This is a genomic window from Streptomyces sp. NPDC001406 (assembly GCF_042895285.1).
In the GTDB taxonomy this organism is placed as follows: domain Bacteria; phylum Actinomycetota; class Actinomycetes; order Streptomycetales; family Streptomycetaceae; genus Streptomyces.
In genome coordinates, this window is record NZ_JBIAWG010000009.1 from 299,363 (window position 1) to 325,067 (window position 25,705).

26 protein-coding genes and 1 pseudogene are annotated in these 25,705 nt (G+C 71.4%); 11 read left to right on the plus strand and 16 right to left on the minus strand.

What is annotated here, in order from left to right; all coding sequences use genetic code 11:
- Positions 1 to 5: 5 nt before the first annotated feature.
- Positions 6 to 332, minus strand: a complete 327-nt coding sequence (locus ACFY1J_RS23475) for a DUF6191 domain-containing protein (RefSeq protein WP_390710578.1) — start codon at positions 330 to 332, stop codon at positions 6 to 8.
- Between the two features lie 125 nt (positions 333 to 457).
- Between ACFY1J_RS23475 and ACFY1J_RS23480 the strand changes: the two genes are divergently transcribed.
- Together ACFY1J_RS23480 and ACFY1J_RS23485 are read left to right on the plus strand one after the other, a co-directional pair.
- The gene (locus ACFY1J_RS23480) at positions 458 to 811 is read left to right on the plus strand and encodes a hypothetical protein (protein ID WP_390731808.1); all 354 of its coding nucleotides are present in this window, start codon (positions 458 to 460) and stop codon (positions 809 to 811) included.
- A gap of 308 nt (positions 812 to 1,119) precedes the next feature.
- A complete protein-coding gene (locus ACFY1J_RS23485; protein WP_390731809.1) occupies positions 1,120 to 3,168 on the plus strand; it encodes an NPCBM/NEW2 domain-containing protein in 2,049 nt (682 codons plus the stop codon).
- Between the two features lie 188 nt (positions 3,169 to 3,356).
- On the opposite strand, the gene ACFY1J_RS23490 is transcribed toward ACFY1J_RS23485, so the two are convergent.
- Positions 3,357 to 4,310, minus strand: a complete 954-nt coding sequence (locus tag ACFY1J_RS23490) for an ROK family protein (protein ID WP_390710567.1) — start codon at positions 4,308 to 4,310, stop codon at positions 3,357 to 3,359.
- 146 nt (positions 4,311 to 4,456) lie between these two features.
- On the opposite strand from ACFY1J_RS23490, the gene ACFY1J_RS23495 reads away from it, so the two are divergent.
- Positions 4,457 to 5,563 (plus strand): LacI family DNA-binding transcriptional regulator, encoded by a 1,107-nt coding sequence (locus tag ACFY1J_RS23495; RefSeq protein WP_390710566.1) that lies wholly within the window; start codon positions 4,457 to 4,459, stop codon positions 5,561 to 5,563.
- Between the two features lie 7 nt (positions 5,564 to 5,570).
- Entirely contained in the window at positions 5,571 to 6,323 is a 753-nt protein-coding gene (locus ACFY1J_RS23500; RefSeq protein ID WP_390710565.1) for a hypothetical protein, read from the plus strand.
- 28 nt (positions 6,324 to 6,351) lie between these two features.
- Here ACFY1J_RS23500 and ACFY1J_RS23505 read toward each other — a convergent pair whose 3' ends face one another.
- A complete protein-coding gene (locus ACFY1J_RS23505) occupies positions 6,352 to 7,656 on the minus strand; it encodes a DUF6986 family protein (RefSeq protein WP_390710564.1) in 1,305 nt (434 codons plus the stop codon).
- Positions 7,657 to 7,850: 194 nt separating this feature from the next.
- On the opposite strand from ACFY1J_RS23505, the gene ACFY1J_RS23510 reads away from it, so the two are divergent.
- Complete coding sequence (locus tag ACFY1J_RS23510) at positions 7,851 to 8,756, plus strand: endonuclease/exonuclease/phosphatase family protein (RefSeq protein WP_390710563.1); 906 nt, start codon at positions 7,851 to 7,853, stop codon at positions 8,754 to 8,756.
- A gap of 57 nt (positions 8,757 to 8,813) precedes the next feature.
- Here the strand turns inward: ACFY1J_RS23510 and ACFY1J_RS23515 are convergent, their stop codons facing one another.
- The 4 genes from ACFY1J_RS23515 to ACFY1J_RS23530 form a co-directional block, all read right to left on the minus strand.
- A complete protein-coding gene (locus ACFY1J_RS23515) occupies positions 8,814 to 9,776 on the minus strand; it encodes an electron transfer flavoprotein subunit alpha/FixB family protein (protein ID WP_390710562.1) in 963 nt (320 codons plus the stop codon).
- Positions 9,777 to 9,829: 53 nt separating this feature from the next.
- Positions 9,830 to 10,618: an electron transfer flavoprotein subunit beta/FixA family protein gene (locus ACFY1J_RS23520; RefSeq protein ID WP_263205872.1), complete on the minus strand. Its 789-nt coding sequence runs from the start codon at positions 10,616 to 10,618 to the stop codon at positions 9,830 to 9,832.
- 218 nt (positions 10,619 to 10,836) lie between these two features.
- Entirely contained in the window at positions 10,837 to 11,346 is a 510-nt protein-coding gene (locus ACFY1J_RS23525; RefSeq protein ID WP_390710561.1) for a flavin reductase family protein, read from the minus strand.
- A 193-nt stretch (positions 11,347 to 11,539) separates the two neighbouring features.
- Positions 11,540 to 11,908, minus strand: a complete 369-nt coding sequence (locus ACFY1J_RS23530) for a TlpA family protein disulfide reductase (RefSeq protein WP_390710560.1) — start codon at positions 11,906 to 11,908, stop codon at positions 11,540 to 11,542.
- A 213-nt stretch (positions 11,909 to 12,121) separates the two neighbouring features.
- Here ACFY1J_RS23530 and ACFY1J_RS23535 point away from each other — a divergent pair, with 213 nt between their 5' ends.
- Positions 12,122 to 12,850, plus strand: coding sequence for a lysophospholipid acyltransferase family protein (locus ACFY1J_RS23535; protein ID WP_390710559.1), 729 nt, complete (start codon positions 12,122 to 12,124; stop codon positions 12,848 to 12,850).
- A 166-nt stretch (positions 12,851 to 13,016) separates the two neighbouring features.
- Here the strand turns inward: ACFY1J_RS23535 and ACFY1J_RS23540 are convergent, their stop codons facing one another.
- From ACFY1J_RS23540 to ACFY1J_RS23560, 5 genes are all read right to left on the minus strand, one after another.
- Positions 13,017 to 13,709, minus strand: coding sequence for a B3/4 domain-containing protein (locus tag ACFY1J_RS23540; RefSeq protein WP_390710558.1), 693 nt, complete (start codon positions 13,707 to 13,709; stop codon positions 13,017 to 13,019).
- A 10-nt stretch (positions 13,710 to 13,719) separates the two neighbouring features.
- A complete protein-coding gene (locus ACFY1J_RS23545) occupies positions 13,720 to 14,313 on the minus strand; it encodes a transglutaminase domain-containing protein (RefSeq protein WP_390710557.1) in 594 nt (197 codons plus the stop codon).
- Positions 14,314 to 14,388: 75 nt separating this feature from the next.
- Entirely contained in the window at positions 14,389 to 15,459 is a 1,071-nt protein-coding gene (locus ACFY1J_RS23550; RefSeq protein WP_390710576.1) for a threonine aldolase family protein, read from the minus strand.
- Positions 15,456 to 16,211 carry an SDR family NAD(P)-dependent oxidoreductase gene (locus ACFY1J_RS23555; RefSeq protein WP_363300678.1) on the minus strand — a complete coding sequence of 252 codons (756 nt, stop codon included), beginning with the start codon at positions 16,209 to 16,211 and terminating at the stop codon, positions 15,456 to 15,458. The genes ACFY1J_RS23550 and ACFY1J_RS23555 overlap by 4 nt, the downstream gene beginning before the upstream one ends.
- 38 nt (positions 16,212 to 16,249) lie before the next feature.
- Positions 16,250 to 17,647 (minus strand): DUF6421 family protein, encoded by a 1,398-nt coding sequence (locus ACFY1J_RS23560; protein WP_390731810.1) that lies wholly within the window; start codon positions 17,645 to 17,647, stop codon positions 16,250 to 16,252.
- A gap of 437 nt (positions 17,648 to 18,084) precedes the next feature.
- On the opposite strand from ACFY1J_RS23560, the gene ACFY1J_RS23565 reads away from it, so the two are divergent.
- On the plus strand, positions 18,085 to 18,768 hold the full coding sequence (locus ACFY1J_RS23565; RefSeq protein ID WP_390710555.1) for a glycerophosphodiester phosphodiesterase: 684 nt from the start codon (positions 18,085 to 18,087) through the stop codon (positions 18,766 to 18,768).
- Between the two features lie 3 nt (positions 18,769 to 18,771).
- On the opposite strand, the gene ACFY1J_RS23570 is transcribed toward ACFY1J_RS23565, so the two are convergent.
- A complete protein-coding gene (locus tag ACFY1J_RS23570) occupies positions 18,772 to 19,311 on the minus strand; it encodes a GNAT family N-acetyltransferase (RefSeq protein ID WP_390710554.1) in 540 nt (179 codons plus the stop codon).
- A gap of 71 nt (positions 19,312 to 19,382) precedes the next feature.
- Here ACFY1J_RS23570 and ACFY1J_RS23575 point away from each other — a divergent pair, with 71 nt between their 5' ends.
- The gene (locus tag ACFY1J_RS23575; protein ID WP_390710553.1) at positions 19,383 to 19,775 is read left to right on the plus strand and encodes a VOC family protein; all 393 of its coding nucleotides are present in this window, start codon (positions 19,383 to 19,385) and stop codon (positions 19,773 to 19,775) included.
- On the opposite strand, the pseudogene ACFY1J_RS23580 reads toward ACFY1J_RS23575, so the two are convergent.
- A pseudogene (locus ACFY1J_RS23580) lies at positions 19,772 to 20,677 on the minus strand (N-acetyltransferase). The gene ACFY1J_RS23575 and the pseudogene ACFY1J_RS23580 sit on opposite strands and share 4 nt — an antisense overlap.
- Positions 20,678 to 20,842: 165 nt before the next feature.
- On the opposite strand from ACFY1J_RS23580, the gene ACFY1J_RS23585 reads away from it, so the two are divergent.
- A complete protein-coding gene (locus ACFY1J_RS23585) occupies positions 20,843 to 21,607 on the plus strand; it encodes a VOC family protein (RefSeq protein WP_390731811.1) in 765 nt (254 codons plus the stop codon).
- A gap of 81 nt (positions 21,608 to 21,688) precedes the next feature.
- Here ACFY1J_RS23585 and ACFY1J_RS23590 read toward each other — a convergent pair whose 3' ends face one another.
- On the minus strand, positions 21,689 to 22,237 hold the full coding sequence (locus ACFY1J_RS23590) for a MarR family winged helix-turn-helix transcriptional regulator (RefSeq protein ID WP_390710551.1): 549 nt from the start codon (positions 22,235 to 22,237) through the stop codon (positions 21,689 to 21,691).
- Positions 22,234 to 23,922, minus strand: coding sequence for an FUSC family protein (locus ACFY1J_RS23595; protein WP_390710550.1), 1,689 nt, complete (start codon positions 23,920 to 23,922; stop codon positions 22,234 to 22,236). The genes ACFY1J_RS23590 and ACFY1J_RS23595 overlap by 4 nt, the downstream gene beginning before the upstream one ends.
- Before the next feature lie 182 nt (positions 23,923 to 24,104).
- Here ACFY1J_RS23595 and ACFY1J_RS23600 point away from each other — a divergent pair, with 182 nt between their 5' ends.
- Together ACFY1J_RS23600 and ACFY1J_RS23605 are read left to right on the plus strand one after the other, a co-directional pair.
- Positions 24,105 to 24,656: a DUF5134 domain-containing protein gene (locus tag ACFY1J_RS23600; RefSeq protein ID WP_390710549.1), complete on the plus strand. Its 552-nt coding sequence runs from the start codon at positions 24,105 to 24,107 to the stop codon at positions 24,654 to 24,656.
- Positions 24,657 to 24,753: 97 nt separating this feature from the next.
- Positions 24,754 to 25,689: a M56 family metallopeptidase gene (locus ACFY1J_RS23605; RefSeq protein WP_390710548.1), complete on the plus strand. Its 936-nt coding sequence runs from the start codon at positions 24,754 to 24,756 to the stop codon at positions 25,687 to 25,689.
- Positions 25,690 to 25,705 lie beyond the last annotated feature (16 nt).

The following is a 25,705-nucleotide window of genomic DNA, read 5'->3' on the forward strand; positions in this document are numbered from 1 at the left end:
CCCGTTCAACTACGCAGGTCGCCGGGAGTCACGCGGATCACCGCGGTTCCGCTCTCCAGGTCGATCGTCGTCCTGTGCGGGGGTGCGCCGTCCTCGTCGTCGTCCCGGAGCAGCAGTGCCGACTGCCGCTCCTTGAGCTCGTGCTGCTTGCCCGGGGACAGGGCGCCGTGCAGTTGCTCGAACCCCGTGGCCGACACCTGGCCGAGCCTTGCCCCGTTGCGCCACGGCAGGATGCCCGCGCGTCCGGCACGCATCAGGACCTGGTCGACGAGAGCCACGGCGGTGAGCACGATGACCAGCCCAGGCAAGGTCATGAAGACGGCGAACCCCATGCCCCCAGTATCCACGGCCGCCGAGCGGCACCGAAACCCCGTGGAACCGAAAATCGCGTTCCCAGTATCGTGCCGATTCCCGAACCGCGGCCACCGCGTGGCCCTCGACCAGGAAAGCGACTGCGATGACCGGCTTCCGGCCCACGACCACCCTCTGGCGCCCCACCGGCCCCAAGGAACTGGACCTTGTCCGCGAGCTGGACTGGCGCGCCTGGCCGCCCCGCCTCCCCGAGCAGCCGATCTTCTACCCCGTGCTCAACGAGGACTACGCGATCAAAATCGCCCGCGACTGGAACGTCAAGCACGACGGCGCGGGCTTCGTGACCCGCTTCGAGGTCGACACGGAGTTCCTGACCCGCTATCCCGTCCAGCGCGCGGGCGGCGAGACGATCCTGGAACTGTGGGTACCCGCGGAGGAACTCGACGAGTTCAACACCCACATCGTCGGCACGATCCAGGTGGTCCACGAGTTCCGGTGACGGGTCGGCCGCCTGGCCGTACGGCCGGGCGGCCACGACCAGTTGATTGCTCTTCAGACCGGGGCCGATCGACCGCTGCGCCCATGCCCCTCCCCGGAGCGCTACCCAACACAACCGAACGCGCGCCGACCATCACTCACAACTGGTCGACGAATCAAGGCCCGTGACGGGATATCGAACGAACGTTACCGCACCCCTTCCATCACAGTCCAACAAGTCCTACCGTAAACGCGCACCGATGACACGTACATGAAAGGCATACGGCACTCACAGTCATCCCACCTTTCGCGAGTCGGAGGAACGTATCGATGCGTCACCCTCACACCCGCACAACCCGCCGAAGAGTGGTCGGAGCGCTCACCGCAGGACTCCTCTGCACAGGACTCCTCGGCGCGACAGGACACGCCGCACCCGCCGTGGCCACACCCGTCACGGCCCCCGTCACGGACCCCGTCACCCCCGCCCCGGCCGACGGCCTCGCCCTCACTCCGCCCATGGGCTTCAACAACTGGAACTCCACGCACTGCCGGGCCGACTTCAACGAGGCCATGGTCGAGGGGATGGCGGACCTGTTCGTCGAGAAGGGCCTCAAGGACGCCGGGTACCAGTACGTCAACCTCGACGACTGCTGGGCCCTGCCGTCCCGGGACGCGAACGGCAAGCTGGTGCCCGACCCCGTCCGCTTCCCCCATGGGGTCAAGGCCGTCGCGGACTACATACACACCAAGGGACTCAAGCTCGGCATCTACACCAGCGCGGGCACGAAGACCTGCAACAGCGCCGGCTTCCCCGGCGCGCTGGGCCACGAGTACAGCGACGCGCAGCAGTTCGCCGACTGGGGCGTGGACTACCTCAAGTACGACAACTGCAACAACCAGGGCGTGGACGCCAAGCAGCGCTACACCACCATGCGTGACGCGCTGAAGGCCACCGGCCGGCCCATCGTCTACAGCATCTGCGAGTGGGGCGAGAACAAGCCCTGGCAGTGGGCGGCGGACGTCGGTCAGCTCTGGCGTACCACCGGGGACATCAGCGACAGCTGGGGCTCGATGCTGTCGATCCTGAAGCAGAACCTGCCGCTCGCGCAGTACGCCGGCCCCGGCCACTGGAACGACCCCGACATGCTGGAGGTCGGCAACGGCGGCATGACCGACACCGAGTACCGCTCGCACTTCTCGATGTGGTCGGTCATGGCGGCCCCGCTGCTCATCGGCACCGACCTGCGCAAGGCCTCCCCGGCGACCTTCGACCTCCTGGACAACAAGGAGGTCATCGCGGTCGATCAGGACCCGCTGGGCAAGCAGGGCACCGTCGTCTCCTCCGAGGGCGGGCGCTGGGTCGTGGCCAAGGAGATGCGGGACGGCAGCCGTGCCGTGGCCCTGTTCAACGAGTCCGGCACCGCCCAGCGCATCACGACGACCGCCGAGGCCGTCGGGCTGCCGGACGCCCCGGCCTACACGCTGCGCGATCTCTGGCAGCACCGGACCCACAACACCGCCGGCACCGTCTCCGCGACCGTCCCGGCCCACGGCACGGTCCTCGTCAGGGTCACCGCCGACCGCCGCTGGGCCGCGTACCCGCCCGCCGTCGAACTCGGCCTGGACGGCACCCCGTTCGTGGAGGCCGGCACACCGGCCGCGCTGACGACCACGGTCACCGACCTCGGCCGCACGCCCGCCCTGCGGGTGTCCGTCTCGCTGACCGGCCCCACCGGCTGGACCGTGACCCCGACGTCGCCGACGAGCGCCACCACCCTGGCGACCGGCCGTTCGCTGCGCACCGGCTGGACGGTGACCGCGCCACCGGGGACGCCGACGGGGTCGTACGACCTGACACTGCGCGCCGCCTACCGCTCGCCGTTCGGGGCGCGTGTCGACAGCACCCTGCCGCTGACCGCCACCGTGGTGGTGCCGCCGCCGTCGGGGACGTCGTACCTCGGTGATCTGCCCTGGCTGTCGACCACGAACGGGTGGGGCCCGGTCGAACGCAACACCAGCAACGGGGAGAGCGCCGCGGGCGACGGACACCCGATCACCCTGGGCGGCGTGGTGTACGCCAAGGGGCTCGGGGTGCATGCGGAGAGCAGCGTCGAGTACTACGCCGGGAAGGCGTGCGAGACGGTCACCGCGGACGTCGGCGTCGACGACGAGAAGGGGGCGAAGGGCACCGTCGCCTTCGAGGTCTGGGCCGACGACACCAAGGTCGCCTCGACCGGCGTCCTGACCAACGCGATGCCCGCCCAGCCGCTCACCGCGGACGTCACCGGCGCCCAGGTGGTCCGCCTCGTCGTCACGGACGGCGGCGACGGCATCGACTCGGACCACGCGGACTGGGCGGACGCCCGGCTCGGCTGCTGAGCCGATGACCCACTGACCGGTCGGAAACCGAGACCCTCGGCCTGACCGGTCGAAGCCGAGACCCTCGGCCCCGTGGGCGATCCACGGGGCCGTCGGCCGACCGGGGGAGGACCAAGAACCCCGAGCCCGGTCCGTCGGTACAGGCAAAACGTTCCTGCACACCCGGCCTCCGGCCGCGGTGTCCGCCGTCAGACGCCGGCCGCCGTCGCGTCCGGCCGTCGGGCCAGCGCCGCGGCCGCCGCGCCCACCAGGCCCGCGTCCGTGCCCATCTGAGCGGGGGTCACCGTCAGGCGCCGTACGAAGGACAGGGTCGCGTAGTCGGCCAGGGCCTTGCGCAGCGGTGTGAACAGGACGTCGCCCGCCTTGCCCACTCCCCCGCCGATCACCGCGATGTCGATCTCGACGAGCGTCGCGGTGGCCGCGATTCCCGCGGCGAGCGCCTGCGCCGCACGGTCGAAGGAGGCCACGGCGACCGGGTCGCCGGCCCGGGCGGCGGCGGCCACCGCGGCGGCGGAGGCGTCACCGTCCGGGCCGGGCCGCCAGCCGTCCTCCCGTGCGCGCCGGGCAATGTTGGGGCCGCTGGCGATGCGCTCGACGCAGCCCCGCGAGCCGCACGGGCACGGGTCGCCGTCGAGGTCGACACTGATGTGGCCGATGTGGCCCGCGTTGCCGGTGGGTCCCGGATGCAGCCGGCCGTTCAGGACCAGGCCGCCGCCGACGCCCGTCGAGACCACCATGCACAGCGCGTTGTCGTGGCCGCGGGCGGCGCCCTGCCAGTGCTCGGCGGCCGTGATCGCGACGCCGTCGCCGATCAGTTCTACCGGCAGGCCGCCGGTGGCCGCACGCACCCGCTGCACGAGCGGGAAGTCCCGCCAGCCGGGCACGTTCACCGGGCTCACGGTGCCCGCCGAGGCGTCCACCGGTCCCGCGCTGCCGATGCCGATGGAACCCGCGCGTCCCCACAGGGGCGAGCCGGCGAGCTCCGCGAACACCTCCTCCACGGCCCGCATGACGGTCTCGCCGTCCTCCTTGGCGGGCGTCGCGCGCTGCGCGCGCAGCTGGATCCGTCCGTCGCCGTCCACCAGCGCGCCGGCGATCTTCGTGCCGCCGATGTCGAGCGCCGCCACGAGGTCGGTGTGCATCAGAGTCAGATCTCCCCGTCAACCGTGAGCAAGATGGCCGGTCAAGCGGTGGGGGCGCAGGCCGGTTGATTGCGGTGGACAGTGTCTCCCGCATCTGACAACGTTGTCCAGGCTCTATGCTCGACGCCACATCCTCATACAAAACCATGGACCGACGCATCCCCGTGGACGACAGGACAGGACACCGCATCGTGCCCGAGACCACCCGCCGCGCCGCCGGCCTCCCCGACCGCCACTCCGGGAGCCGGTACGGCAACCGTCCGACCATGAAGGACGTCGCCGCGCGGGCCGGAGTCGGGCTGAAGACGGTGTCGCGCGTGGTCAACGGCGAGCCCGGCGTCACCCCGGACACCGAGCGCCGTGTCCAGGAGGCCATCGACGCGCTCGGCTTCCGCCGCAACGACAGCGCGCGGGTGCTGCGCAAGGGCCGTACCGCGAGCATCGGGCTGGTCCTGGAGGACCTCGCCGACCCCTTCTACGGCCCGCTCAGCCGCGCGGTCGAGGAGGTGGCCCGCGCCCACGGGGCACTGCTGATCAACGGTTCCAGCGCCGAGGACCCCGACCGCGAGCAGGAGTTGGCGCTGGCCCTGTGCGCACGGCGGGTGGACGGACTGGTGATCATCCCGGCCGGGGACGACCACCGCTATCTGGAGCCGGAGATCAAGGCCGGCGTCGCGACCGTGTTCGTGGACCGCCCGGCCGGGAAGATCGACGCCGATGTGGTCCTGTCCGACAACTACGGCGGTGCCCGCGCCGGTGTCGCCCATCTGATCGCCCACGGCCACCGCCGGATCGGGTTCATCGGCGACATGCCCCGCATCCACACCGCGGCCGAGCGGCTGCGCGGCTACCGGGCGGCCATGGAGGACGCGGGGATACCCGTCGAGGACTCCTGGATGTCCCTGGGCGCCACCGACCCGGAGCGGGTGCGCCGGGCCGCGGAGGAGATGCTGTCCGGCCCCACACCGGTGACCGCGGTGTTCGCGGGCAACAACCGGGTGACGGTCACCGTCGTCCGCGTCCTCGCCGAGCACTCCCGCCGGGTCGCCCTCGTCGGCTTCGACGACATCGAGCTCGCCGATCTGCTCCAGCCGGGCGTCACGGTGATCGCCCAGGACGCGGCCGCCCTCGGCCGCACCGCCGCCGAGCGCCTCTTCCGCCAGCTGGACGGGACGCTCGTCGTCCCGGAGCGCATCGAGCTGCCGACCCGGCTGATCACCCGCGGCTCGGGCGAGCTGCCGCCGGCGGACTGAGCCGCGGGTGACGGGCCGCACCCTGGAGGAACTGGGCCTCGCGCGGGCGCCGCGCGACCATCCGCTGACCTGTCCGGGCGCCTGGCCGCAGGACTCCGGGCTGCTGCGGGGCGACCGGATGCTGCCGCTCGGCCGCCTGGTGCACGAGGACCGGGTGCCGGTCCTCGCGGTCGGCTCCAACGCCTGCCCCGGTCAACTGCGCCACAAGCCGGCCGAGTCCGGGATCACCACGCCCGTCCCGATGGTGCGGACCCGGGTGACGGGTCTCGACGTCGGCGTCTGCGCGCACGTCAGCCGCCTGGGACATGTCTCCGTCTCGCCCGTCGCGGCACCGAGGTGTACCCGTGAGTTGTTCGTCATCTGGCTCGATGCCCGGCAGCTGACCGTGATCGACGCGAGCGAGGGCGTGCCCCTGCGGGACGGCAACTACGAGCGCGCCTGGCTGCCCGCGCCGGACGTACGGATCGAGCTGTCCGACGGCGGGACGCTCACCGGCGCGTACGCGTACGTCAACCGGCACGGCGTCCTGCACAACGGCTCCGGCACCCCGCGCGCCCACCCGGGGCAGCGGCCGCTGCTCACCGAACTACTGGCGGGGTCGGCCCCGTTGAGGGAGCTGTTCGGTGTCACGCCGGAGGACTTCTGCGCGCGGGCCCGCGCCGACACCGCACTGTGCCGACGGGGCACACGGCTGTTCGCCGAGCACAAGTGGGTGACGGCGTCCGGCCTCGAAGGGTACGTACGGCCCGAGCGGAGCTGAGGCCTGCAACGGCCCTGGATGCGGCCCGCTACTTGGCGGAGGCCGTCAGATCGCCCCGCCGCGGCGACGCGAAGCCCTCCAGGTCGGCCCGCGTCAGACCGGTCGGCCCGGCCACCTCGGCGATGTCGAGCGCGCCGCAGTCCAGACCGCGCAGCAGATAGCCGCTGAGGGCCTTGGCGGTGGCGGGCTCGTCCATGACGTCGCCGCCGGTCCGGTCGGCGTAGCGGGCGAGACGGGCGGCCGCCTGCTCGAACCCCTCGCGGTAGAAGGCGAAGACGGCCGCGTAGCGGGTGGGGATATGGCCGGGGTGCATGTCCCAGCCCTGGTAGTACGCCCGCGCCAGGGCTCGCCGGGTGAGGCCGTAGTGCAGTCGCCAGGCGGAGTGGACCTTCTCGGTCGGGCCGACCGGCAGCACATTGGTCGAGCCGTCCGAGACCCGTACGCCGGTGCCCGCCGCCGCGACCTGCATGATCGCCTTGGCGTGGTCGGCGGCCGGGTGGTCGCTGGCCTGGTAGGCGGCGGAGACTCCGAGGCACGCGCTGTAGTCGAAGGTGCCGTAGTGCAGACCGGTGGCACGGCCCTCGGCGGCCTGGATCATCCGGGCGACGGTGGCGGTGCCGTCGGTGGCGAGGATGGACTGGCTGGTCTCTATCTGTATCTCGAAGCCGATCCTGCCGGGCTGGAGGCCGCGCGCCATCTCGAAGGCCTCCAGCAGCCGGACCATGGCGGTGACCTGCTCGGGGTAGGTCACCTTCGGCAGGGTCAGAACCAGTCCGCCGGGCAGTGGGCCCGCCTCCAGCAGGCCGGTCAGGAAGATGTCGAGGGTGCGGATGCCCCGGTCGCGCACCGCGGCCTCCATGCACTTCATGCGGATGCCCATGTACGGGGCCGCCGTGCCGTTCTCGTACGCCTGCGCGATCAACCGGGCCGCGCGGGCGGCCGCCCGGTCCTCCTCCGCGTCCGGGCGGGGGCCGTAGCCGTCCTCGAAGTCGACCCGCAGGTCCTCGATCGGTTCGCGCTCCAGCTTGGCGCGGACACGGGAGTACACCGGCTCGGCGAGTTCGTCGGTGAGGCCGAGGACGGCGGCGAAGGAGGCGGCGTCCGGGGCGTGTTCGTCGAGGGCGGCGAGCGCCCGGTCGCCCCAGGAGCGGATGGTGTCGGCGGCGAAGACATCACCGGGGACGTACACGGTGTGGACGGGCTGGCGGGTGCCGGGGTCTCCGGGGTAGCGGCGCTCCAGTTCGGCGTCGACCGGCGCGAGGGAGGCGCTGATCTCCTCGCTGACGGCGCCCGCGAGGCTTGTCGCCACCTTCTCCTGCTGGCCCTGACCCATCCCACACCCTCCATTTTTCCGCTCTACGGAATCAACAATCCGCAGAATGAAGTTATCCGGGGATGTTCGGGATGGTCAACACCATGTTGAAGGAGTGCCACTTCACCATCTCGCCATGTTCACGCCCAAATCATCCCGCGGTATCACACTTTCGTCCGCTCGAGTCACCCGGCCGTTCCACCGAAGGAGCCCGTGTGCCGAACCACAGCCGAGTCACGCGCCGCCTGGGCCTCAAGGTCGCGCTGGCCGCCGCCGTCACCGTCCCCCTCTCCAGTACAGCACTGTCCGCCTCGTCCGCCTCGGCGGAGGAGCACCGGGCCCACCGCCTGGGGATCATGTCCTTCAACCTGCGCTTCGCGAGCACCGCCGAACCCAACAGCTGGACCGTGCGCAGGCCGGTGATGCGCGAACTGCTGCGCCGCGAGCGGCCCCACGTCATCGGCACCCAGGAAGGCCTCTACCAGCAACTGCGCGACATCGACTCCGACCTCGGACCGCACTACGACTGGATCGGGACCGGCCGCGAGGGCGGCAGCCGCGACGAGTCCGCGGCGATCTTCTACGACACCCGGCGCCTGTCCCCGGCCGAGCACTACACCTTCTGGCTCTCCGACACCCCGGAGGTGATCCGCTCGAACACCTGGGGCGCCGCGTTCCCCCGCGTCGTCACCTGGATCCGGTTCCGCGACCTGCGCGACGGCGGGCGGGAGTTCTACGTCCTCAACACCCACTTCGACCACGCGAGCCAGTACGCACGCGAACGCAGCGCCGCCCTCATGGCCCAGCGCATCACCGAACTCGACCGCCGCCTGCCGATCGTGGTGACCGGGGACTTCAACGTCGCCGCGCACAAGAACCCGGTCTACGACACGATGCTGGGCGCCGTTCTCCTCGACAGCTGGGACACCGCCGCCGAGCGCAGCGCGCTGTACGGCACCTTCCACGGCTACAAACCGCTCACGCCGAACGGCGACCGCATCGACTGGATCCTGGCCACGCCTGGCGTCACGGTCCAGCGGGCCTCCATCAACACCTTCTCCAGGAGCGGCCGGTTCCCGAGCGACCACCTGCCCGTGCAGGCGTGGCTGACCCTGGGATGAGCCGAGGCCCCCGTGACCGGCGCGCGGTCACGGGGGCCTCGTACAGCCCGGAGGTGCTCAGCCCTTGCGGGCCTTGATCTCCTCGGTCAGCTGCGGGACGACGTCGAACAGGTCGCCGACGACGCCGTAGTCGACCAGGTCGAAGATCGGGGCCTCGGGGTCCTTGTTGACGGCCACGATCGTCTTGGAGGTCTGCATACCGGCGCGGTGCTGGATCGCGCCGGAGATGCCGTTGGCGATGTACAGCTGCGGCGAGACCGACTTGCCGGTCTGGCCGACCTGGTTGGTGTGCGGGTACCAGCCCGCGTCCACCGCGGCACGCGAGGCGCCGACGGCCGCACCGAGGGAGTCGGCGAGGGCCTCGATGATCGAGAAGTTCTCGGCACCGTTGACGCCACGGCCACCGGAGACCACGATCGCGGCCTCGGTCAGCTCCGGGCGGCCCGTCGACTCACGCGGCGTGCGGGCGGTGACCTTGGTGCCGGTCGCCTTCTCGGAGAAGGAGACGGACAGGGCCTCGACCGCGCCGGCGGCCGGGGCGGCCTCGACGGCGGCCGAGTTCGGCTTGACCGTGATGACCGGGGTGCCCTTGATGACACGGGACTTGGTGGTGAAGGACGCGGCGAACACCGACTGGGTGGCCACCGGGCCCTCGTCGCCGGCCTCGAGGTCGACGGCGTCGGTGATGATGCCGGAGCCGATGCGCAGTGCCAGACGGGCGGCGATCTCCTTGCCCTCCGCGGAGGACGAGACCAGGACGGCGGCCGGGGAGACGGCCTCGACGGCGGCCTGGAGGGCGTCCACCTTCGGGACGACCAGGTAGTCGGCGTACTCGGACGCCTCGTGGGTGAGGACCTTCACCGCGCCGTGCTCGGCGAGCGTGGCGGCGGTGTCGGCGGCGCCGCCTCCGAGGGCGACGGCGACGGGCTCGCCGATGCGGCGGGCGAGGGTCAGCAGCTCCAGGGTGGGCTTGCGGACGGCACCGTCCACGTGGTCGACGTAGACGAGGACTTCAGCCATGGGATTGCTCTCCTGCGTACGAAAGTTGAGGGGCGGTCAGCGGGTACGAGCCCTTAGATGAACTTCTGGCTCGCGAGGAACTCAGCGAGCTGCTTGCCGCCCTCGCCCTCGTCCTTGACGATGGTGCCGGCCGTGCGGGCCGGACGCGCGGCCGCGGTCTCGACCTTGGTCCAGGCGCCGTCGAGGCCGACCTCCTCGGCCTCGATGTCCAGGTCGGACAGGTCCCAGGACTGAACCGGCTTCTTCTTGGCGGCCATGATGCCCTTGAAGGACGGGTAGCGCGCCTCACCCGACTGGTCGGTGACGGACACGACGGCCGGGAGCTGCGCCTCGAGCTGCTCGGAGGCGGCGTCGCCGTCACGGCGGCCCTTGACCGTGCCGTCCTCGACGGAGACCTCGGACAGCAGGGTGACCTGCGGGACGCCCAGGCGCTCGGCCAGCAGGGCGGGAACCACACCGGCGGTGCCGTCGGTGGAGGCCATGCCGGAGATCACCAGGTCGAAGCCGGCCTTCTCGACGGCCTTGGCCAGCACCAGGGAGGTGCCGATGACGTCCGTGCCGTGCAGGTCGTCGTCCTCGACGTGGATGGCCTTGTCCGCGCCCATCGACAGCGCCTTGCGCAGCGCGTCCTTGGCGTCCTCCGGGCCGACCGTCAGGACCGTGACCTCAACGTCGTCGTCGGAGTTCTCGGAGATCTGCAGCGCCTGCTCGACCGCGTACTCGTCCAGCTCGGAGAGCAGACCGTCCACGTCGTCGCGGTCGACGGTCAGGTCATCGGCGAAGTGCCGGTCGCCAGTGGCGTCGGGCACGTACTTCACAGTGACAACGATCCTCAAGCTCACGCCGGCTCTCCTACTGCATCGTCATTTCTGGGCTGCCTCTTGCAGGCAGCATAGGCGCCTGAAGCGGCCGATCCCGGTCGGGGCGGCCGCGCGCTCCGAACGAAATATTACTCGCCAGTACACCCAGTTCATTCCCGCTAAGCAAGCGCTTTGAACTGTGACCTTCGCAACGCAGCGTAACCGGAATCCGACTGCCGCGCAGTCCGGACGGACAGTGATCAATCGCGCAGACCGTTGAACCGCCCCTGGTGGTACAGGAGCGGCCGGCCCGTGCCCGCGGGATCGCCCAGGACGACCTCGGCGAGCACGATGCGGTGGTCCCCGGCGGGCACACGGCCCACGATCCGGCAGACCAGCCACGCGAGGACGTCGTCGAGCACGGGTACGCCCTCGGGTCCTTCGCGCCAGGCGGTGGGCGCGCCGAAACGGTCGGCGCCGCTGCGGGCGAAGGTGGCGGCCAGCTCCCTCTGATGCTCACCGAGCACATGGACACCGACGTGGTCGGCCGTCGATATGGCCGGCCAACTGGAGGCGCCGGTGCCGATGCCGAACGAGAGCATCGGCGGGTCGGCCGAGACGGAGGTGAGGGAGGTGGCGGTGAAGCCGACCGGTCCCCCGGCGCCTTGGGCTGTGATCACCGCGACACCGGCGGCATGCCGCCGGAAGGCGGAGCGCAGCAGATCGGGGGAGGCGAGCTGGGGAGAGCGGAGGTCGGGCGCGGCCGTCATGGAGTTGTCCTTCTGCGAAAGGGGATGTGCGGATCCGTTGCTGCTCAACAGCCCGGACAGCGCGCGCTCGCGGTACGGGCGAGGTCGACGTGGACCCGCCCGAAGAGAAGGATTTCCGTTGCCATGGGGTCAGGCTGACGATAGGTGGCGCACGCAGTCAAGTACGTTCCGGGATATGGGAGGTGCCTCACCGTCATCCGCACGGCCGTCGGACCGCCTCTCCCAGCGCCGCTATCACATCGGCCTTGCGGGGCTGTCCGACCGCACGCCGCACCACCCGTCCGTCCGCGTCGAGGACCAGCACGGTGGGCGTCTTGAGGACCTCCCACGCGCGTACGAGGTCCAGCCGGGCCTCGGCGTCGATCTCCACGTGCGTGACGCCGGGCACCATCCCGGCCACCTCGGCCAGGATGCGCCGGGTCGCCCGGCAGGGCGCGCAGAAGGCGCTCGAAAACTGCACGAGCGTGGCCCGTTCCCCGAGCTCGCCGCCCAACTCGGCGGCCCCGAGCCGCTCGTCCCGCCCGCGCACCCGCACCCTCCCGCTCCGTCGACGTCCGGTCATCACCCGTACCAGCATTCACGAGACTGCTACGGCGGCTCAAAAGCCGAGGTCGATCGTAGGCCGACGTGACGAGGATCTCGCCGAACCGCGGCACCAGGACTGGCTACCCGCCCGTTCTTCGGGCACGATCTGCGAGACGCCGTAAACCTACGGCTGCGTAACTTCCCGCCGGGAACCCTTCCCCAGGCAGAGCAGAAAGGGTCCACCCCGCCCATGGCAGAGCTGGTCTACCGTCCCGTCGTCGGTCTCGCCCTGACGATGTTCAAGGCCTGGGACCTCAAGATCGACTGCAAGGGCTCGGAGAACATCCCGCGCTCGGGCGGCGCCGTGCTGGTGAGCAATCACATCAGCTACCTGGACTTCATCTTCAACGGCCTGGCGGCCCTCCCGCAGAAGCGTCTGGTGCGCTTCATGGCGAAGGAGTCGGTCTTCCGCCACAAGATCTCCGGTCCGCTGATGCGCGGGATGAAGCACATCCCGGTGGATCGCAAGCAGGGCGAGGCGGCGTACGCGCACGCGCTCGACTCGCTGCGCTCCGGCGAGATCATCGGCGTCTTCCCGGAGGCGACGATCTCGCAGTCCTTCACCCTGAAGAGCTTCAAGTCGGGCGCCGCGCGCCTGGCCCAGGAGGCGGGCGTCCCGCTCGTCCCGATGGCGGTGTGGGGCACGCAGCGGCTGTGGACCAAGGGTCACCCGCGCAACTTCAAGCGCAGCCACACCCCGGTCACGATCCGCGTCGGCGAGGCGGTCGAGGCCTCTCGCGAGCAGTACGCGGGCGCCATCACCCGCCGGCTGCGCGAGACGGTCCAGGAGCTGCTGGAGGCCGCCCAGCGCGCCTACCCCGCACGTCCCAAGGGCACGGAGGACTCCTGGTGGCTCCCGGCCCATCTGGGCGGCACGGCCCCGACGCAGGAGCAGCTGAAGGCCGCCGAGGCACGCTGACACCCTCGGCCACGGGAGCCGTCAGGCTCTCGCACACCTAAGTGCCTTCCCGGAGACCGGGTTCACCCCCGTGCGGTCGATTCCGGAGGGATTACCCGGTTTCATCCGAACTCGGCCAGGAGATGGCACGGGCGACGCACGCCCGACAAGCGGACCAGGACACAGCTCAGGCGGGGGCGTGCGGTGTGATCCGGGCGCCGGGGCTGAACTTCTCCAGCAGTTCGGCCAGTTCGGCAGCCGCCGCCTCGGCCTCGCCGACCGGCAGGGGCGCGAGGGTCTCCAGCAGGAAGATGCCGGAGGTCGTCCGCTCGGTGAGCCGGGTGCGCGGGCCCTGGCGCCAGTTCCAGCGGCGGCAGGTCACGCCGATGCCGTCGCGCCACACCACCTCGCCCGCGTCGGGGTGTTCGACGACCTCCTCGCCCCCGGCGACGGTCACGAAGTCCTCGTCGCCCGTGGCACGCACGAGACGCATCGCGCCCTCGATGTGGTCGATGTCCTCGCCGCCGACCGGGATGAGATGGGCCACGCTGATCGCGTTGTAGAGGTCGACCAGCAGATTGATGCGGGGCAGACCGGCGTCCGACAGCGCACGCTTGGCCAGCGCCTCGGCCGAATTGCGGGTGCGGGAGGGCTTCGAGCCGAACGCCGTGTACACCTCGCGCCAGGCCACCATGTGCGGGTCCTCGTGCGGGGCGCGGCCGTCGAGGCGTGCGGCCAGGCGGCGGGCCGCGTCGTCCAGGAGCGCGGAACTCGCCTCGGTGCTGGGCCCGTTGACCAGGCCGTGCGCCTCGATCGCGACATGCGTGAAGCCGGGCGCGAGAGCGCGCACCTCGTCGGACACGGTGAGCGTGAGAGTCATCTGCCTCGCCTCAGAGTGCGGTGGGAAGCGTCTTCCACAGATACGGCCGGTCGGGCGCCGCTTTCAGGGCGCCGAGCACGACCGGATGAGGTTCAGCGTACAGGACCGGATAGTCCACCTCATTGGACTCGGGGTCGGGCACCCAGGCCAGCCGCTCCCCGTCGAGGGAGAACTGCGCGTCGACCCCCGGCTTGTTCCCGCGCGGATCCTGCCGGTGCCAGGCGCCATGGAACCGTACGGCGATCAGCCCGTGCACGGCATGGCCGGCACCGTCCTCGTCCGCCAGTCGCTGGTAGCAGAGCGCGGCGGGAATGTCCTCGGCCCGCAGCAGCGCGGCCAGCGCATGCGCCTTCGCGTAACAGATGCCGGTGCGCCGCGCGAGGACGTCGGAGGCGCGCCAGGTGACCCGGAGGTCGCCGGAGTCCTGCGAGTGCGGGATCGTGTCGCGCACGAACTCGAAGGCGGCTCGCGCATAGGCATACGAGTCGGGAACGCCCTCGGCGAGGCGGGCAGCCGTCTCGCGCACCAGCGGATGGTCATGGTCGATGACCTCGTCGGCGGCCAGATAGGCGGAAAGGTCGGGCGTGTTCTGGATCAGCTCCATGCCCGCAGAGCATAGGAATGCGATCACCCGAGAGTCAATGACTTTTCGAGGGAACGCATACCTATGCATGTCCTGCTAGTGCGCCATCTCCTCCTTGAGCGCCGCCACGAACGCGTCCACGTCGTCCTCGGTCGTGTCGAAGGAGCACATCCAGCGCACGACCCCCGCGGCCTCGTCCCAGAAGTAGAACCGGAACCGCTTCTGCAGCCGCTCGCTCACATCGTGCGGGAGCTGCGCGAAGACGCCGTTGGCCTGCACCGGGTAGAGGATCTCCACCCCGTGCACCGCGCGCACGCCCTCCGCGAGGCGCTGGGCCATCTCGTTGGCGTGGCGGGCGTTGCGCAGCCACAGGTCCTTGGCGAGCAGCGCCTCCAGCTGCACCGACACGAAGCGCATCTTGGAGGCGAGCTGCATGGACAGCTTGCGCAGATGCTTCATGTGGCTGACGGCGTCCTGGTTGATGACCACGACCGCCTCGCCGAACACGGCACCGTTCTTCGTCCCGCCCAGGGACAGGATGTCGACGCCGACCGCATTGGTGAAGGTCCGCATGGGAACGTTCAGGGAGGCGGCCGCGTTGGCTATCCGGGAGCCGTCCAGGTGCACCTTCATGCCGTGCGCATGGGCGTGCTCGCAGATCGCGCGGATCTCGTCCGGCGTGTAGAGGGTGCCGAGCTCCGTGCTCTGGGTGATCGAGACGACCTGCGGCATCGCCCGGTGCTCGTCCTCCCAGCCGTACGCCTGCCGGTCGATCAGCTCGGGCGTGAGCTTGCCGTCGGGCGTGGGCACGGTGAGCAGCTTGAGGCCGCCCATGCGCTCGGGGGCGCCGCCCTCGTCGACGTTGATGTGCGCGCTCTCGGCGCAGATCACCGCGCCCCAGCGGTCGGTGACCGCCTGGAGCGCGACGACGTTGGCGCCGGTGCCGTTGAAGACCGGGAAGGCCTCCGCGGTGGGGCCGAAGTGGCTGCGGATGATCCGCTGGAGGTTCTCCGTGTAGTCGTCCTCGCCGTAGGCGACCTGATGGCCGCCGTTGGCCAGCGTCAGGGCGGCGAGCACCTCCGGGTGCGCTCCGGCGTAGTTGTCACTGGCGAAACCGCGGACCTCCGGGTCGTGGTGGCGACGTGCGTCGGTCCTGGGAGGGTTCACGGCCTGTCGGTCAGCCACAGACGGTTTCCGTTCAATTCCGCGGCGGACTTGCTCCAGACGCCCTCGATGGCCTCGGCCAGGTCCTTGACGTCCGTGAAGCCCGCGAACTTCGCGTTGGGGCGCTCGGCGCGCATCGCGTCGTGCACCAACGCCTTCACCACCAGGATCGCAGCCGCCGACGTCGGACCTTCGGCACCCTCCGAGATCCCGGCCTTGCGGAAGTAGTCGGCCATGGCCAGCGTCCACGCCTCGGCGGCGGCCTTGGCGGCGGAGTACGCGGCGTTGCCCGCGGTCGGCTTGCTCGCGCCCGCCGCGCTGATCAGCACGTACCGCCCCCGCTCGCTGCGCTGCAGCGCCTCGTGGAAGGCGAGGGAGGTGTGCTGCACGGTCTTGACGAGCAGCAGCTCCAGGAAGTCCCAGTCGTCGAGGCTGGTCTTGGTGAAGGTTTCGCTGCCGCGCCAGCCGCCGACGAGGTGGACCAGGCCGTCGACACGGCCGAAGTCCTTCTCGATGTGGGCGGCCCAGTCACGGGTGGACTGCAGGTCGAGCAGGTCCACGGTGTCGCCGGTGACGGTGGCGCCGCCGGACGCGTAGCGGGCCGCGTCCACGGCCTCCGACAGCCGCTCGGCGTCGTTGTCCGCGCCGACGACGGTCGCGCCCGCCTCGGCCAGCCGCAGCAGGGTCGCCCGGCCGGCGGGACCGCCCGCGCCGGCCACCGCGATCACCGCACCGCTGAGAGCCCCGTTCCCCATCTTTCTCGCCTCCGTAGCAGTGTTCTGGGCGCGGTCGCTCACGCGGCGACCCGCTCGGCGCTGTCCGCCGTGATGCCCTTGGTCGAGGCGATCACATTCTTCAGCTTCTTGGACAGTGCCTCAAAGAACATGCTCAGCGGAAACTCGTCGGGAAGCACGTCATCGACGAGCCTGCGCGGCGGCAGGGTCAGGTCCAGGGCGTCGGGACCCTTGGCCCACTTGGAGCCCGGGTGCGGGGCGAGGTAGGTGGAGACCAGCTCGTAGCCGGCGAACCAGTGCACCAGCTTCGGGCGGTCGATGCCGTCCCGGTACAGCTTCTCGATCTCGGCGCACAGCTGGTTGGTGACCTGCGGGGCGCGCTGCCAGTCGATGGTGAGCTTGTTGTTCGTCCAGCGGACGACGTCGTGCTTGTGCAGGTAGGCGAAGAGCAGCTGACCGCCGAGGCCGTCGTAGTTGCGGTTGCGGTCACCGGTGAGCGGGAAGCGGAACATACGGTCGAAGAGGACCGCGTACTGCACGTCACGGGCCTGCGGGACGCCGTCCGAGTCCAGCTGCACGGCCTCCTTGAAGGCGGTGAGGTCGCAGCGCAGCTCCTCCAGGCCGTACATCCAGAACGGCTGGCGCTGCTTGATCATGAACGGGTCGAACGGCAGGTCGCCGTGACTGTGGGTGCGGTCGTGGACCATGTCCCACAGCACGAAGGCCTCTTCGCAGCGCTTCTGGTCGTGGACCATGGCTGCGATGTCCTCGGGCAGCTCCAGGCCCAGGATGTCCACGGCGGCGTCGGTGACCCGGCGGAAGCGGGCGGCCTCGCGGTCGCAGAAGATGCCACCCCAGGTGAAACGTTCCGGCGCCTCACGGACGGCTATGGTCTCGGGGAACAGGACGGCGGAGTTGGTGTCGTAGCCCGCCGTGAAGTCCTCGAACGTGATGCCGCAGAACAGCGGGTTGTCGTAGCGGGTGCGCTCCAGCTCGGCCAGCCACTCGGGCCAGACCATGCGCAGGACGACCGCCTCCAGATTGCGGTCCGGGTTGCCGTTCTGCGTGTACATGGGGAAGACGACCAGGTGCTGGAGGCCGTCGGCGCGGCCCGCGGCGGGCTGGAAGGCCAGCAGCGAGTCGAGGAAGTCGGGCACCTCGAAGCCGCCGTCGGCCCAGCAACGGAGGTCCTTGACGAGGGCCTGGTGGTAGTCGGCGTCGTGCGGGAGCAGCGGGGACAGCTCCTCGACGGCCTCCACGGCGCGGCGCACGGCCCGCTCGGCGTCCGCACGCTCCGGGGCGCCCTCGGCGTCGAAGTCGATCGATCCGTCCTTGGACTGCCATGGCCGGATCTGCTCCACGGCATCCTTGAGCACAGGCCACGACGGGTGCTCAACGACCCTGGTCGCGGGAGGAACCTGCTCCTCCGAACCCACCTGCACAAGAATTTCCGTCATGACCCATCCTCCACGCGAGAACCGAACGGAGGACACCGTAAGCGGACGAGGTTTCTCTCAGCAAGAGCGGCTGCGGGAAATTATTCTGCGGACCCGCATGGTCACCGCTCTTTTTCCTGCCGTAAACCGTGACGACGCTCACTTTCGACTTCAACGAGCGACGGTCCAAGGCCCGGCGGCCGATGGCTGGGCACCGATCGGATCCGGCCAGTCAATGCGCGGGAGACTCGCCCACGCCCGGGTGAGCGTCGGCGCGGGCACGGCCCAGCCGCCGGGCCCATGCGCCCCACCTGTCACGCCAATCCCCGCGTGTACGCGCGGGTTCATCGGCAGACCCGGCCATTAGGCTGCGACTCTGCCGTGTGGACAGCGACGTCCGCGATGCCCGTCCCGTCCGCGCGTGCGCCGAGCCGCCGTCGACGGAAGCGAGTCGAACCTTGAACTTCCTTACCATCGGTCACCGCGGAGTCATGGGTGTCGAGCCCGAGAACACCCTCCGTTCCTTCGTCGCCGCCCAGCAGGCCGGCCTCGACCTGATCGAACTCGATCTGCACCTGAGCAAGGACGGCGCCCTGGTCGTCATGCACGATGCCGAGGTGGACCGCACGACCGACGGCACCGGCCCGATCGCCGAGAAGACCCTCGCCGAGTTGCGTGCCCTGGACGCGGGCCGCGGCGAGCGCGTCCCGGTCTTCGAGGAGGTCCTGGACGCCGTGAAGGCGCCGCTGCAGGCCGAGATCAAGGACGTGGCGGCGGCCCGGGCGCTGGCCGAGGTGATGCACAAGCGGGACCTGGTCTCCCGGGTGGAGGTGTCCTCGTTCCACGACGAGGCGATCGCCGAGATCGCCCGCCTGGTGCCGGGCGTGCGCACCGCGCTCATCGCCGGCCGCTACGGGCCCGACGTGGTGGATCGCGCCATCGAGGTCGGCGCCGCGACCGTCTGCCTGAACATCCGGCGGCTGACCCTGGAGGTCGTGGAGCACGCCCGCAAGGCGGACCTCAGGATCATCGGCTGGGTGGTGAACACGCAGGACCATCTGCGGCTCGTACGGGCCCTGCAACTGGACGGCGCGACGACCGACTACCCGGAGATCAAGCGCACCGGCCGTTTCACGGCGTAACGGTCATGCGAGTTCCTTGACCAGGAGCTCGAACTGCAGGTCGTCGCGCTGCGGAATGCCGAAGCGCTCGTCGCCGTACGGGAACGGGGTCATCCGGCCCGTGCGGCGGTAGCCGCGGCGCTCGTACCAGGCGATCAGGTCGTTGCGTACGGAGATCACCGTCATGTGCATCTCGGTGGCGGCCCAGCTCTCGCGGGCCAGCCGCTCCGCCTCCGCGATGACCTGCTTGCCCAGGCCCGCGCCCTGCAGCGTGGGGCTGACCGCGAACATGCCGAAGTAGGTGTGGTCACCGCGGTGCTGGAGCTGGCAGCAGGCGACGATGCGGCCGTCCCGCTCGACCGTCAGCAGCCTGCTGTCGGGCGACTTGATGACCTGGAGCACGCCCTCGGGGTCGGTCCGCTGCCCCTCCAGGATGTCCGCCTCCGTGGTCCACCCGACCCGGCTGGTGTCTCCCCGGTACGCCGATTCGATCAGCGCGACCAGCGCGTCCACGTCGGCGTCGGTGGCGTCGCGGAAGGTGTGCGCGGTGGCGGCGGTGTCCATGGGGCGGGTCTCCGAATCTGTGGCGCGGCACGGCAGTGACGAGACTAGCGCTGCCACTAGGCTCCCGGTGCATGGTGCACGTACTCAGCAGCCGGACACTCCTGCGCCCGACCGACCCCGAGCGGTCCCGGGACTTCTACGGCCGGCAGCTGGGCCTCGCCGTCTACCGCGAGTTCGGCACGGGCCCCGATCGCGGCACCGTCTATTTCCTCGGCGGCGGCTTCCTGGAGCTCTCCGGGCGCGCGCAGACTCCGCCGCCCCCGGCCGTGCGTCTGTGGCTCCAGGTTCCGGACGTGCCGGCGGCGCACGCGGAACTGCTGGCCAAGGGCGTGGAGATCGTCCGCCCACCGGTGCGGGAGCCGTGGGGCCTGATCGAAATGTGGATCGCGGATCCCGACGGCACCCCGATCGTCCTGGTGGAGGTCCCGGGCGACCATCCACTGCGGTACCGCCCGGGCATCTAGGCGTGGGTCCAGGCGCGGTCCGTTCTCGTCAGTTCGTGGAAGCCCGCCTTGAGCAGGGTGTCGATCCCGGCCCGGTCGTCGGCGCGCTCGTAGGCGAGGAGGCGGTCCACGCCGCACAGCCGGAGCCAGTCGGCGGCCTGGGCGAGGAGGCGGTGCTCCCAGTCCTCCCCGTGGCGGCCGGGGTCGATGGGGAGGTTGCCGATGTCGGCCAGGCCCGCGGCGCGGGTGTGGCGTTCGGGGCGGGCCAGGGTGGTGTCCACCTCGATGAAGCCCACGGGTGATCCCGCCGCGTACGCGGTGAAGCGCGTGCCGCACTCCCCCAGCGTGCGCTCGACCGTGACGCCCGGGCGCGGTTCGGGCCGGGGCAGGTCGGTGAGCCGGGCGAGCAGGATCACCTCCGTCGTGCCGGTGTGCCGGAATCCGGCGCGTTCGTAGACGGCCCGGACGTGCGACCAGTTCCGGGGCAGGCCGTGGACGGCGGGCGCGGGCAGGTCGCCTCAGGCGTGGCGGGTGCGGACGTTCCAGCGGGCGAGCCGGGCCAGGCAGGCGTTCATGAGCAGGTCGGCGGCCGCCTCGGTGTCCGGCCGGTAGGAAGCCGCCGGATGCCACAGGAACCAGCCGATCTCGCCCGCGTCCCGGTAGTCCGGGCCCACCTCGGCGTCGGCGCGGTAGCGCAGCAGAAAATGCGCCGCGGCGACGACGTGCCGGCGCTGCTCGGCGACCAGCGTGATGCGCTCGCTCACCCACGGGTCGGTGAGGAACTCGTCCGGCCGCCGCTCCAGGCTGCTGAGCACGGTGTTCACGGAGACGGAGACACCGGGGACGACGGCGGCCACATGGGCGTTCACCAGGTCCGTGAGCTGGTCGCGGTCGTCGCGGTGGAAGGGGCGTACCTCGGGCATGCGTGACCTCCGGTCGGGAACCGTCGTGGGAGGCCGCCATGCGGTGCGGTACGGAAGGAGCGTACGGCCGTGCCGGGGCGCCGCGCGAGGGGTTTCCCGATGGCCGGTGCCGGACGGCGGGACTAGCGTGCTGAGAGGGGACGGTTCCGCGCCCGGAGGAGTGCCATGAAGTTCGACAAGCCGGTGACCGGCGGACCCTGCTGGACGGAGCTGGGGACGAATGACCTGGAGGGCGCCAAGCGGTTCTACACGGACCTGTTCGGCTGGCTTCCGGAGACGGATCCGCGCCAGGAGGCGGGGGGTTACACGGTCGCGCACATGGGCGACGCGGCGGTCGCCGCGCTCACCCCGCTGTACCAGGAGTCCCAACCGGTCGCGTGGAACGTGTCGTTCGCGGTGGCGGACGCGGACGCGGCGGCACGGAAGGTCGAGGAGGCGGGCGGGACCGTGGTCCTCGGCCCGATGGACGTCTTCGACGTCGGCCGCTTCGCCGTGGCCCTGGACCCGACGGGCGCGGCCTTCCAGCTGTGGCAGGCGCGCGCGTTCCCGGGTGCCGGGCTGTTCAACGCGCCCGGTTCGCTGGGCTGGGTCGAGCTCGCGACCCGCGACACCGACCGGGCGCGGGACTTCTACACCACGGTCTTCGGATGGACCGTCAACTCCTCGCAGTGGTACACGCAGTGGGGCATCGGCGGCGAGGACTTCGGCGGAATGACGGACATGGGCGACCGTTTCCCGCCCGAGGTGCCGCCGCACTGGATGCCGTACTTCGCGGTCACGGACGTGGACGCGACGGTGCAGGTGGCGGTCGCCGCGGGCGGTTCGGTCCTGGCGGAGCCGATGTCGATGCGGAACGTCCGGCGCATCGGGGTGCTGCGGGATCCGCAGGGTGCGGCCTTCGGGGTGTACGCGGAGGTCGACCGGGGCTGACCCGACCAACGGAGTCACCGTCACCCGGTCGACGACCGGTGCGTACGCCGAGCGCTGCCCATGGGGGTTGCGCCCGGTGCCTCAGACGGGCAGCACGCCGATCCGGCCTTCGAGTCGGCTCAGCAACTCGGCCAGCAGGCCGGCCAGTTGTCCCTGTCCCTCGGGAGCGAGCGCCGACAGTACGGCCGTCTCGTAGGCCAGTTGCTCGGGGAGGATGCCGTCGACGAGGTCACGGCCGTTGTCGGTGAGGCGGACGTGGGCCACCCGCCGGTCGCGGGTGTCGCCGCGGCGTTCGACGAGACCGCGCTCGGTCAGATGCTTGAGGCGCTTGGTGACGGCCGCGCCCGAGGAGAAGGTCTCCCGGGCCAGCTCGCTGGGGGTCAGTTCGTGGCCGGTGCGGCGCAGCGCGCCGAGCAGGTCGAACTCGGGTCGGCTGAGGCCGGCGCGGCGCAGTGGGGCGTCCTCGGCCTGTTGCAGGAGGGCGGCGCAGCGGTTGATGCGGCCGATGATCTCCATGGGCCCGGTGTCCAGCTCGGGGTGGACGGCCTGCCACTGCCGGACGACCACGGCGACGGTGTCACCCCTCGCCGCGTCGTTGCCGGCCGCCGGTCGTCCGTTCGTCGCCGTCATGGCCGTACGTCCTCCGTTGTCGTTGTCGACTGCGCAGTCTTCGTAGCCTTCGTACCGGCCCGGGACTGCAGCCCCGTGCGTCGTACCGTCGCGGCGAGCGTACGGTGTCCGGCTTGCTCGACGAGCACGACCCGCTCCTGGGGGAGAGCACGTTGCCACCACTCGCCGGACGCGGCGTCGGCCGTGGCGCGCAGTTCGGCCAGCGCGGCGACGAGTGAGCGGCGGGCCGACTCCAGGGTCCGGGGCGCCGGATGCGGCTCGGCCAGGAGTCGTGCCGCGTGCTCACGGGCCCGTTCGACGGCGGTCAGCGCGTGCTCGACGCGGTCGCCGGCCCGCCGGTTGGTGACGGCCACGGCCGCGGCGAACCCGACCAGCGCGCCCACGAGGGTGTCCGCGATCCGTTCGGTGATCAGCCGGCCCGAGTCCTGCGTCCGGGCGAATTCGGTGATCAGCAGGGCCATCGGGGTGACGCAGACGCTGCCGAGCCAGTAGTTGCGGCCGATCAGGGCCTCGGCGCCGAAGTTGAAGGCCACGCAGCACAGCACGAGGGCCGCCGGGTGGAGATGGGCGAGCGGGACGACCGCGGCGAAGACGAGGACCCCGACGAGGTTGCCGACGACCCGCTGGACGCCCCGGCTCCAGGTGAGGGTGACATTGGCCTGGTAGAGGGAGGCCGCGGTGACCAGGGCCCAGTAGGGGCGGCCCACACCGAGGGCGAGGGAGGCGTATCCGGCGAGGGCGCAGCCCAGGGCGGTGCGGGCGGCGATCGGGGTGAGCGGGCCGAGCCTGCGCCACAGCGGAGGGCGCGGGGCGGCGAGTTCGGCGTCCACGCCGAGGAGTTCGTCGGCGGCCTCCTCGGGGTGGTCGGCGCGCGGGATGCGTCCGGTGCCGCGCAGGTCGCGGGCCCAGGCGCGCAGCCGGTCGGGGTCCGCGTCCGCGGGCGCGGCGAGGGCGACCTCGGCGCGGACGACGAGCCGTTCGAGGGCACGGCGGGCGCGGTCCGGGCGGGCGCCCGTGGCGAGCAGCGACTGCCAGGCGGCCTGCACGGCCGCGGCCGCGGCGGCTCGGGTCCGGGCATGCCCGTCGGCGGTGCCGCGCGTGGCGGCGTACGCGGCGGCGGCCCTCAGGGCGTGGGCGGTGGCGCGGCGCTCGGGGCCGTGCGGGCGGACCAGCCCCGGCGCCATGCCGACCAGCCAGGCCCAGCCGCCCGCCGCGAGCGCGAGCCCCACATGGCCGGGCACCTGACCGAGGGTCTGCGGGGCGAAGAGCGAGGCGGAGCTGATGAAGGTCAGCACCACGTTCCCGGGCGGGCCGACGCGGCCGGCGTCGCACAGCGCCTTCTGCACGGCGGCCATGAGCGCGCCGGCGGTGACCAGGGCGACGGCGTCGGTGGTGAGCGACGCGGCAACCAGGGCCACCGCGAGCCCGCCGACCATGCCGAGCACCACCAGGGCCAGGGCGCGGGCCCGTGCGGCGTACGGGCGGTTGTGGCCGTAGAGCGCGCACAGGGATCCGGCCATCGTGTACATCGCGAGGTCGAGTCTGCCGAGCGCCACCACCAGGGTGAGATTGGGCGGGGCGACCGCGGCGACCACGCTGAACGCGGGCTTGAACCAGATGTCCGAGGGACGACCGAGGCGCAGCACCCCGGCGAGAGGGAGGCGGAGAGGGGTCGCACTGCTCATTCCAACAATTTAGCATGTGTTTTATAGGTGAAGCATCTACCGTAGGCCCACCCGCACCCCTTCGACACCTGCCGTGCTCCGCCGAGTGCTCCCCGTGTACCTCTTTGCGCTTGCGTGCGCGCCGCATGTCGCGGGCATCGCAACCATGGACGGATCGTGAAGCGCAAAGCGGGGAGGTGCGCGTGCACGGACCGGCTTCGCCCGGCTGGCTGCTGGTCGCGCTGTGTGCGGCGACCGGCGCCTACTGTCTGCTGCGGATGCGCAGCAGCGTCGAGGAGCAGCGGCGCGCCGCGGGCGGCGAGGCGCTGATGGGATTCGGCATGGCCGCCATGGCCGTGCCGGCGGCGGTGTTCACCCCGCCGTCGTGGACGTGGCCGCTGTACGCGGTGGTGTTCGGCGCGGCCGCGCTGCGCGCCCTGTGGGCCGCGCGTGGCCACCCGCACCATCTGCACCACTTGGTGGGCACCGCGGCGATGGTCTACATGGCGGTCGTGATGGCCGGCGCCCCGGAACCTCATCACCATGCGCACGGCGGCACCGGGGTGCCCGTGGTGACGGGGCTGTTGCTCGTCTACTTCACCGGCTATGTGCTGCTGTCCGGCGTCCGGCTGATCCCCGCCACCGCGGCGGGATCCACCGGGGTCGTCGCCGGATGGGGGGACCGGCCGGAGCTGGCCCGGGCGTGCCGGCTGTCGATGGGGATCGGGATGCTGGCGATGCTGCTCACGCTGTGACGGGCGCCGTGCGGCGCGCCGTACGAAAGCGTTGTCTGCGTCACTTGCCGCGACGGACCGTACCCGCGGGCGGCCCGACGCTCCTAGGCTGTTGTTCATGATGGTCCCCGTGGCACTGCTGCTGCTCGGCGCCCTGACCGCCGTCGTCGCTCCCCGGCTGCTCGCCCGGGCCGACTGGCCGGACCGGGAACCGGTGGTCGCGCTGTGGGTGTGGCAGTGCGTCGTGGCGGCCGTACTGCTGTGCTGCGCGCTGTCGATGACCCTCAGCGCGGCGGCGGCCTGGCAGGCGGTGCGCGGGCATGTGTTCGCGCCGGCCCCGAGCGCCGTCGTGGACGCGTACGGCCTCGGCTCGACCGGCCCCTGGGCGGCGGCGACCGCGGTGGCGCTCGCCTGCGGCGGGCTGTGGAGCGGGGCGATGCTGGTCCGCGAGGTCGTACGGGCCGGGGCGCGGCGGCGCCGTCGGCGGGCGGAACTCCTGGTGCGCGCTCCGCTGTTGCCGGGCGAGGAGCCGGTGGGCGGACGGCTCGTCGTGCTGGAGGGAGAGCGGCCGGGCGCCTGGTGGCTGCCCGGCGCCGCACCTCAACTCGTCATCACCACGGCCGCGTTGCTTCGCCTGAAGGGGCGGCAGCTGGACGCCGTACTCGCCCATGAGCAGGGTCACGCACGGGCTCGGCACCACTGGCTGCTGTACTGCTCGGGCGCGCTGGCGAGCGGATTCCCGCAGGTCCCGGTGTTCGCCGCGTTCCGCGAGGAGATGCACCGGCTGGTCGAGCTGGCCGCCGACGACATGGCATCGCGCCGCTTCGGCCGGCTGACCATCGCGCTGGCGCTGGTCGAACTCAACGAGGACCGGGGTGTGTTCGGCCCCGGCGCCACCTCGCAGACCCATGTCCCGGAGCGGGTGCACCGGCTGCTCACTCCCCCGGACCGGCTGACCGCGCTGCGCCGCCTGAAGCTGACGGCGGCAGCGGCGCTCGTGCCGGTGATCCCGGTGCTGGTGACGCTCGTCCCGGGGCTGCGCGCCCTCGGCTGAGCCGTCGGCGAGCTCC

Bases quoted from the DNA above. Each gene is read 5' to 3' on its own strand.
- ACFY1J_RS23475 (WP_390710578.1), bottom strand. From the start codon at position 332: ATGGGGTTCGCCGTCTTCATGACCTTGCCTGGGCTGGTCATCGTGCTC.
- ACFY1J_RS23480 (WP_390731808.1), top strand. From the start codon at position 458: ATGACCGGCTTCCGGCCCACGACCACCCTCTGGCGCCCCACCGGCCCC.
- ACFY1J_RS23485 (WP_390731809.1), top strand. From the start codon at position 1,120: ATGCGTCACCCTCACACCCGCACAACCCGCCGAAGAGTGGTCGGAGCG.
- ACFY1J_RS23490 (WP_390710567.1), bottom strand. From the start codon at position 4,310: ATGCACACCGACCTCGTGGCGGCGCTCGACATCGGCGGCACGAAGATC.
- ACFY1J_RS23495 (WP_390710566.1), top strand. From the start codon at position 4,457: ATGGACCGACGCATCCCCGTGGACGACAGGACAGGACACCGCATCGTG.
- ACFY1J_RS23505 (WP_390710564.1), bottom strand. From the start codon at position 7,656: ATGGGTCAGGGCCAGCAGGAGAAGGTGGCGACAAGCCTCGCGGGCGCC.
- ACFY1J_RS23515 (WP_390710562.1), bottom strand. From the start codon at position 9,776: ATGGCTGAAGTCCTCGTCTACGTCGACCACGTGGACGGTGCCGTCCGC.
- ACFY1J_RS23525 (WP_390710561.1), bottom strand. From the start codon at position 11,346: ATGACGGCCGCGCCCGACCTCCGCTCTCCCCAGCTCGCCTCCCCCGAT.
- ACFY1J_RS23530 (WP_390710560.1), bottom strand. From the start codon at position 11,908: ATGACCGGACGTCGACGGAGCGGGAGGGTGCGGGTGCGCGGGCGGGAC.
- ACFY1J_RS23535 (WP_390710559.1), top strand. From the start codon at position 12,122: ATGGCAGAGCTGGTCTACCGTCCCGTCGTCGGTCTCGCCCTGACGATG.
- ACFY1J_RS23540 (WP_390710558.1), bottom strand. From the start codon at position 13,709: ATGACTCTCACGCTCACCGTGTCCGACGAGGTGCGCGCTCTCGCGCCC.
- ACFY1J_RS23545 (WP_390710557.1), bottom strand. From the start codon at position 14,313: ATGGAGCTGATCCAGAACACGCCCGACCTTTCCGCCTATCTGGCCGCC.
- ACFY1J_RS23555 (WP_363300678.1), bottom strand. From the start codon at position 16,211: ATGGGGAACGGGGCTCTCAGCGGTGCGGTGATCGCGGTGGCCGGCGCG.
- ACFY1J_RS23560 (WP_390731810.1), bottom strand. From the start codon at position 17,647: ATGACGGAAATTCTTGTGCAGGTGGGTTCGGAGGAGCAGGTTCCTCCC.
- ACFY1J_RS23570 (WP_390710554.1), bottom strand. From the start codon at position 19,311: ATGGACACCGCCGCCACCGCGCACACCTTCCGCGACGCCACCGACGCC.
- ACFY1J_RS23575 (WP_390710553.1), top strand. From the start codon at position 19,383: ATGGTGCACGTACTCAGCAGCCGGACACTCCTGCGCCCGACCGACCCC.
- ACFY1J_RS23585 (WP_390731811.1), top strand. From the start codon at position 20,843: ATGAAGTTCGACAAGCCGGTGACCGGCGGACCCTGCTGGACGGAGCTG.
- ACFY1J_RS23590 (WP_390710551.1), bottom strand. From the start codon at position 22,237: ATGACGGCGACGAACGGACGACCGGCGGCCGGCAACGACGCGGCGAGG.
- ACFY1J_RS23595 (WP_390710550.1), bottom strand. From the start codon at position 23,922: ATGAGCAGTGCGACCCCTCTCCGCCTCCCTCTCGCCGGGGTGCTGCGC.
- ACFY1J_RS23605 (WP_390710548.1), top strand. From the start codon at position 24,754: ATGATGGTCCCCGTGGCACTGCTGCTGCTCGGCGCCCTGACCGCCGTC.